At 70.5% G+C, this 6422-nt stretch carries 8 protein-coding genes and 1 pseudogene; 5 read left to right on the top strand and 4 right to left on the bottom strand.

The window, feature by feature from the left end; translation table 11 throughout:
• Positions 1 to 620 (top strand): zinc-binding dehydrogenase (locus AB0H87_RS36035; RefSeq protein ID WP_360156327.1); only part of this gene is annotated, 620 nt, incomplete at its 5' end.
• On the opposite strand, the gene AB0H87_RS36030 is transcribed toward AB0H87_RS36035, so the two are convergent.
• Positions 621 to 950, bottom strand: a complete 330-nt coding sequence (locus AB0H87_RS36030) for an HPF/RaiA family ribosome-associated protein (RefSeq protein ID WP_360156324.1) — start codon at positions 948 to 950, stop codon at positions 621 to 623.
• Between the two features lie 125 nt (positions 951 to 1075).
• Between AB0H87_RS36030 and AB0H87_RS36025 the strand changes: the two genes are divergently transcribed.
• The 3 genes from AB0H87_RS36025 to AB0H87_RS36015 are packed head-to-tail and all read left to right on the top strand — an operon-like array spanning position 1076 to position 2895.
• Positions 1076 to 1807, top strand: coding sequence for an SDR family oxidoreductase (locus tag AB0H87_RS36025; RefSeq protein WP_360156321.1), 732 nt, complete (start codon positions 1076 to 1078; stop codon positions 1805 to 1807).
• A gap of 39 nt (positions 1808 to 1846) precedes the next feature.
• Entirely contained in the window at positions 1847 to 2548 is a 702-nt protein-coding gene (locus tag AB0H87_RS36020) for a hypothetical protein (RefSeq protein WP_360156318.1), read from the top strand.
• Complete coding sequence (locus AB0H87_RS36015; protein WP_360156315.1) at positions 2545 to 2895, top strand: transcriptional regulator; 351 nt, start codon at positions 2545 to 2547, stop codon at positions 2893 to 2895. The genes AB0H87_RS36020 and AB0H87_RS36015 overlap by 4 nt, the downstream gene beginning before the upstream one ends.
• Before the next feature lie 68 nt (positions 2896 to 2963).
• Here the strand turns inward: AB0H87_RS36015 and AB0H87_RS36010 are convergent.
• Positions 2964 to 3079 (bottom strand): annotated as a pseudogene (locus AB0H87_RS36010) (GNAT family N-acetyltransferase); the annotation flags it as partial.
• A 75-nt stretch (positions 3080 to 3154) separates the two neighbouring features.
• Positions 3155 to 4003 (bottom strand): hypothetical protein, encoded by an 849-nt coding sequence (locus AB0H87_RS36005; RefSeq protein WP_360156312.1) that lies wholly within the window; start codon positions 4001 to 4003, stop codon positions 3155 to 3157.
• 810 nt (positions 4004 to 4813) lie between these two features.
• On the opposite strand from AB0H87_RS36005, the gene AB0H87_RS36000 reads away from it, so the two are divergent.
• The gene (locus AB0H87_RS36000; protein WP_360156309.1) at positions 4814 to 5197 is read left to right on the top strand and encodes a VOC family protein; all 384 of its coding nucleotides are present in this window, start codon (positions 4814 to 4816) and stop codon (positions 5195 to 5197) included.
• 4 nt (positions 5198 to 5201) lie between these two features.
• Here AB0H87_RS36000 and AB0H87_RS35995 read toward each other — a convergent pair whose 3' ends face one another.
• Positions 5202 to 6122: a phosphotransferase gene (locus tag AB0H87_RS35995; RefSeq protein WP_360156306.1), complete on the bottom strand. Its 921-nt coding sequence runs from the start codon at positions 6120 to 6122 to the stop codon at positions 5202 to 5204.
• Positions 6123 to 6422 lie beyond the last annotated feature (300 nt).

Raw genomic sequence — 6422 nt, 5'->3', positions numbered from 1 at the left:
GTCGGCCGAGCCAGGTCGTCGACGGCGTGCTGCTCGACGACGGTGGGTCGCCGGGCTCGCCGTGGCCTGCCGGCCCGAGCCGCGTGCTGCTCGACGACGGTGGGGCGCCGGGCTCGCCGTGGCCTGCCGGCCCGAGCCAGGTCGTGGACCGCGTGCTGCTCGATGACGGTGGGGCGCCGGGCTCGCCGTGGCCTGCCGGCCCGAGCCACGTCGTCGACCACGTGCTGCTCGATGACGGTGGGTCGGCGCGCCCGCTGTGGCCCGGCGGCCCGAGCCACGTCCTCGACCTCGTCGGTGCGCGCACGGTTGTCGACTCGCTGCGCCTCGTGAGTCGGGGCGGGACGGTCTGCGTGGCCGGCTCTCTCAGCGGCTGGCTGATCCGGGAGTTCGAGCCGATCGCGATGATCCCGTCCGGAACCCGGCTCACCGCCTTCCACAGCGACGACGCCAAGGGCCGCGCGGGCACGGCGGTGCTTCAGCGGGTGGTCCGCAAGGTCGAGGCCGGTCTGTATCGGCCGAACATCGACCGGGTGTTCGGCCTGGACGACATCGTCGCGGCCCACCGGCACATGGAGACCAACCAGGCGGCCGGCAAGGTGGTCCTGGTTACCGGCTCGTGATCATCTCGGGATGCGCCGGCCCTTGGCGTCGGTCAGGCGGCGGCGCAGGTCGTCGCGCACGTCCATGATCGCGGCGTGCAGGTCGTCCTCGGTCGACGTCGTGACGATCTTGTCAAGGTCGCGGGTCCAGCACTCCAGGGTGACCTTCTGGCCCGGGGACTGCCGGTCCTTCACCGAGATCTCCAGCTCGGTCGCGTCGGCGTCGAACGACGCGAGGCGGGCGTCCAGCGGGCCGAACTGCTCGGCGATCCAGGTGCGGTCTCCCTGGGTGAAGCCGGCCCCCATCCGCAGGCACTGCTCGACCGTGGCCGGGTTCGCGACGCCACTCATCTGATCTCCTCACATCGGCAACAGGCGACCGATGATCGTGTACCCCGGACCCGGCGGTCGTGAACCCGTTCTGTTGATGTTGGCAGGTTGACCTCAACCGGAGTTCAGGTGCTTCGCTGTCGGCCATGGATCTTGGCGGTTTGCGCGTCGCCATCACCGGCGCGGGGCGTGGCACGGGTCGACTTCTCGCCGAGGCGTTCGCCGAGCGCGGCGCACAGGTCTTCCTCTCGGCCCGCGACCCGGTGGCGGCGGGGCTGGTCGCGGACGCGATCAACGACCGGGGTCCGGGTGGGGCCGAGGCGTTTCGCTGCGACCTCGGCGCACCGGATTCGGTGCGCGGGTTCGCGGCGGCCGTCGCCGACCGGACGAGCCACCTCGACGTGCTGATCAACAACGGTGCCGTGTACGTCGAGGGTGACGACCTCGCGGACGTCTCGGACGACACGATCGAGAGCGTCATGGCCGCGGGCGGCACCGGCACCGTGCTGCTGACCAAGCACCTGTTGCCGCTGCTGCGCGCGTCGTCGCGGCCGGACGTCGTCAACATGATCTCCGCTTGCGGCGAGGTGGGGCACCGCCGTTCGGGGGCGCATCCCGCGTTCTACGCGGCCAAGCACGCCCACGCCGGGCTCGCCGAGATCCTGTCGCACCGGCTCCGGCCGGAAGGGATCCGGGTGATCTCGCTGTTCCCACCGGACTTCGTGCAGGACGGGCCGCGGCGCTCGGACAGCGACCTCACCGCGCGGTCGGTCATCGACTGCGTGATCTTCGCGGTCGCCCAACCGCGGGACTGCTTCATCCGCGAGTTCCACTTCGAGCAGGTCGTCACCCGCGATCTCGACCGCTTCCCAAATTAGGTACTGGCGCAGACAGGTTTGTAATGCAAACATATCTGCATGACCACTGATTCGGTGTCCGCCGGGGACGATCCCCGCAGGCTCCTGTCCGACGTGCGCGCCCTCGCCCACCGGGTGCGCCTCGACCAACGGGTGACCCCGGTCGCCCTGCTGGTGCTGGCCGCGGTCAGCCTCGTGGCGATCCCCATCGACTGGCTCTTCCTGAACGCCGACTGCGGCCGCGCGACCATCGAGAGCGGCGCCCCGTGCCACATCCGCGGCTTGTCCAGGGGGTTCTACTGGCTGCCCGCGCTGCTGCTGGCCTACTCGGGAATCGCCGTCTACGCGGTGCGGGCCACCCGGGCACGCGGACTCGGCGCCCGGGTGCTGCCGTACGTGCTCGCCGGCGTCGCGCTGGCCGTCCTGTCCGCCGTCGCGTGGGTGCTGGCGTTCTTCTACCTCGACCCGCCGCCCGCCGATCCGTTCCCGGCCTGGGTGATGGTGCTGGACCGGCTGATCGCCCCGGCCGGCACGATCGGGGTCGCGCTGCTGGTGCTGGCCTGGCTGGAACGCCACGTCGCCCTGCTGGCGTACACCCTCGGATATCTGGCTTTGATGTTGGTGCCGCCGATCGAGACGTTCAGGATCCCGCCGGGGCTCCTCGGCTTCCACACCTTCTTCCTGCTGCCGCACCTGATGAGCGGCATCGCCCTGCTGCTCGGCGGGATCGGCTTCGCGGCGGCCCGCCGGTGGCGCCGGTGACCGCCGAGGCCGAGACCCCGGACCAGCCGCCGCACCCGGTGACGGGCCTCGACGACGTCGTGCACCAACGGGTCCGGCTCGGCATCCTCACCATCGCCCACGAGGCGCGGCGGGTGGAGTTCGGCTATCTGCGCACCCAGCTGCAGCTCACGGCCGGCAACCTCTCCCAGCACCTCGGCGTGCTCGAGACGGCGGGCCTGGTCGAGGTCGAGAAGGGGTACGCCGGCAAGCGCGGCCGCACCTGGATCACCCTCACCACCGCCGGCGATGCCGCGCTGGCCGAGGAGATCGGGCGACTCAAGCAACTCATCGCCCGCGTCGAGACCACGGCCACCGAGGACCGTTGACGGCCGCGCATAGCTCTTTGGTGGTGTCGTAGTACCTGGTGGTTCGGCCGAGGTGCGTTCTTGCGCGTCGTCGGGTTCGGACCCAGGAAGCGCACGACTTCCAGCGCGACTCCATGTCGAAGAGGAAGTCGGCGTCGTCCTGACGCCACGGGCGCAGCAGGAGGCGGCACGTGATCGTGCGCACCCGAACTCATCCACCAGGACGGCCGCGCCCGGGCGGCCGTCCTGTCTCTCGCGAGTATGGATGTCGAACCGTGGGTCAGCGGGCGACCGTGGCTCGATGTGATCCACGTCGACGTTTCACGCCCGCCGCGGGTTGGCGAGCGTCGCCCGGTGTGCCGCGCTTGCGACCGAACCATCGCGGGTGCCACCAGACGTGCGTCCGCGGCTCGCCGTTCTGCGGCTCGCCGGCGACGGAGTCGGGCATGGCACGGGGTGGCGAGTCACCCGGGTCGTCGGACGCCGTCGCTTCGACCGCGTCCTCGCCGCCCGCGACGCGTCGCCAGGCCAGTTCCCAGCGGGCCAGGTCGACCGTGCCGCCTCCGGCTTGCGCGACGATCCGTCGCACTACGGCCCAGGTGGGCGGCCGCCGGCCGGTGAGCACCTCCCACTCGGGGATGCCGCTGCGTCCCGCCTCCTGCGAGTCGCCACCGCGGGTCCGCCACGCCTCGAAATCGAGGCGCTTCGCCATTACCAGGTCCACGAGGGACGTGACCAAGTCCTCGACGTGTACGGCGTAAGCCAGGCTCGGCGGAACAGCCGTGGTGCGCAGCGGGTGCTCGGGTGCCGGTGGCCCCGATACGTCCGCTGTGGACCGTGTGCGCTGTTGCTGGTTGCGGTGGGCGATTCGATGCAGTGCCCCGCACTCGCGTACGTCCTCCGCGGTCACCGCGCGGCCGAGCTTCGCAACCGCGCCGAGGAACTGCTCCACCGACGGCCAGCTCTGGTAGCTGCCGTTGGCGGTGGCCGAGAAGGCGCGGTGGTCGGTGTGCGTAACTTTGCCCATGGCCCGGTACGAGATGTCGCGGCCCTTGAGCAGACGGAGTTTCTCGGCGAGGAGCTTTGCCGGCCGGTGGTCGGGAATCGGCAACGGGCGACGGCCGGCCATCACATCACCCCTTCTCGAGCGTGGCGCCGTCTGGACGACGAAAAGCCACGCGGGGGCCAACGGGTTAGGGCAGCCACTGTGGACACCTCCCTGGACGGGCTGCGCCGCCGCGTCGCCGGCATCGATCGCGGTTGCGCCAGCCACCTTTGAGGTTCAAGGCCCGCGTCCCGCCGGCCGGGCAGTCGGCCAGGTGACCAGCCGTCCGTCAACGGAACGCTCAGAGCAGCCTATGCACCTCAGCTGGTGCAATTCGGCGAATGTCTCGTTTAGGTGACATGATCTGACGAAAGATTGCCGTCTGCCTGCGGTTTATCGTCTGGTTTGCGGCCATTCACATTGACCCTAATGCGAGTCGCCCGCGCGAATCGCGCCAGAGCGGCCACCCGAGCCGGCACCCACCATGCGCACGTCAGGCCACAACTGCGCACCGTCCATGAGCGTGCGTCTCCGTGGCACCCTGCGGATGTGACTACAACCGACTTCCCGGAGCCTTGGTCCCGACTAGAAGGCGAGGCCGCTCGGGCGTTCGAGCAGGAGGCAGCGACTGAGATCGCGGCGGGGCATGAACTGCACGGTCTTGCGCTAGCAGCCATCGCGAAGTGCGAGGGCTGTGACTCGGTGGTCTTCCGCGCGTCGGACGACACGTTCGCGATGGCCCATCTCAGTTGGACACGGAAGCCGGAGGCGCCACCGTGGCCGGCAACCACCCGGCTCGGGGGTTTCATCGCGGTGGAGGTGGCGATGGACCATCACGACCACTGACCGCCGTCCGGGATCGCACAACTGCTTCCCCCGCGCCAGACTCGAGGGATGGTTGTCCAGCTGAATCACACCATCGTGCGGGTCCGCGACAAGCGGCAGTCGGCCACGTTCGTCGCCGAGATCCTGGGGTTGGCTGCGCCTAGGCCGTTCGGCCCGTTCCTGGTCGTACAGGTCGACAACGAGGTCTCACTCGACTTCGCCGACGACCACGGGCCGGTCCACCCGCAGCATTACGCCTTCCTGGTCAGCGAGGCGGAGTTCGACCAGATCTTCGGCCGGATCCGCGCTCGGGGGCTGGCCTACTGGGCCGACCCAGGGCGACGTCGCCCCAGCGAGATCAACACGAATGACGGCGGGCGCGGCGTGTACTGGGAAGATCCCAGCGGGCACTTCCTCGAGATCATCACCCGCCCGTACGGCAGCGGTGGCTGAACTGTTATGCATTAGCCCGGCGGAGGCGTTCGGCGGCCTGTGCCCGCAGCGCATCGCCGCCTGCCGGGCTGCCACCGCACAGTGCCATCTCCCGGGCGTTGTACGCGGCCATCCACAGGCCGGCCGCCCATGCGATCTCCAGTTCCGCGGCGGTGAACAAGCGCCCTCGCTCGGTTTGATAAGCCACCAGGAACGCCTCGGAGCTTGCGATCGGTGCCAGCGTGGGCGGCCCGGCACTGGCGAACGACCCGCTCGCCGCTCCCACCAGCGCCGCCTCCGGCTGCCACGCCAGGCTGTCCCAGTCGTGGACCGTCGACACCTGCCTGCCCTGCCACCGCAGGTTCTGCGCCTCGAAGTCGGCGTGGCCGAGCACGCACGGCAACCCGGCGGCCAGCAGCCGTCCCCGGGCCCGCCGCGCCGTCTGGACAACGTGCTCGGGCACGACGCTCTGGTCCCGGCGGTCGAGGGAGTCGATCGCCGGCCACTTCCCAGAATCGGTGTGGTCCCAGCGCACCCAGGGCGGATTCGGCAGCGGCGGCACGATGGCGACGTCGGCAAGTTCGGCCGTCACCCGGGCGAACACCGCCGCACAGCGCACGGCCATCTCCGGCGAGTCCCCGTGCAACACCTCGCCTCCGGGCCGGAACTCCTCGGCGTGCACGGCCAGCGCCCCGACACCGACCACCGGCGTAAGCGGTCGGGCACACGGGAACCCGCGCTCGGCCAGCTGGGCCTGCGCCGCGACACACGACGCGGCCCGACCATCGTCGGCGCGGGCCTTGACCACGACGTCCCTGCCGCCGGCCAACCGCAGGCCGAACACCATCGAGACCTGTTGCGACAAGAACAGCACGCCGGCGGGCTCGCCACCCAGCTGGTCACGACACCAGACCGGCAACCAGTCCGGTAGCTCGTCCGACCCCACACACAGGACTGTGCCACAGGCGCCGAACACACCGAAGGCGCGACCTGGGCTCGGGCGGCCGAAGGATTGTCACCGGTGGGAGCTCAACAGGCCTCCGCCGGGGCACCATCGACCTGCGGGTCCGACTGTCCGTGGGGCCCTTATGGCACGAGGATGGCGCGGCCGCGGACGCGGCCGGCGTCGAGGTCCTGGATCGCGTCGAGGGCGGCGTCGCGCCCCAACTCGCTGTCGGTGACGAAGCCGGCGATCCGCGGTGCCACCTCGTTGACCAGCTGGCCGAACGGCGTGCTGTCGCCCGGC

This window comes from Asanoa sp. NPDC050611 (assembly GCF_040654855.1).
In the GTDB taxonomy this organism is placed as follows: domain Bacteria; phylum Actinomycetota; class Actinomycetes; order Mycobacteriales; family Micromonosporaceae; genus Asanoa.
This window is presented reverse-complemented; position numbering and strand designations above follow the sequence as displayed.

What these genes read in the sequence shown, in the direction of transcription:
- AB0H87_RS36030 (WP_360156324.1), bottom strand. Translation starts at nt 950, where the DNA reads ATGAGTGGCGTCGCGAACCCGGCCACGGTCGAGCAGTGCCTGCGGATG.
- AB0H87_RS36025 (WP_360156321.1), top strand. Translation starts at nt 1,076, where the DNA reads ATGGATCTTGGCGGTTTGCGCGTCGCCATCACCGGCGCGGGGCGTGGC.
- AB0H87_RS36020 (WP_360156318.1), top strand. Translation starts at nt 1,847, where the DNA reads ATGACCACTGATTCGGTGTCCGCCGGGGACGATCCCCGCAGGCTCCTG.
- AB0H87_RS36005 (WP_360156312.1), bottom strand. Translation starts at nt 4,003, where the DNA reads ATGGCCGGCCGTCGCCCGTTGCCGATTCCCGACCACCGGCCGGCAAAG.
- AB0H87_RS36000 (WP_360156309.1), top strand. Translation starts at nt 4,814, where the DNA reads ATGGTTGTCCAGCTGAATCACACCATCGTGCGGGTCCGCGACAAGCGG.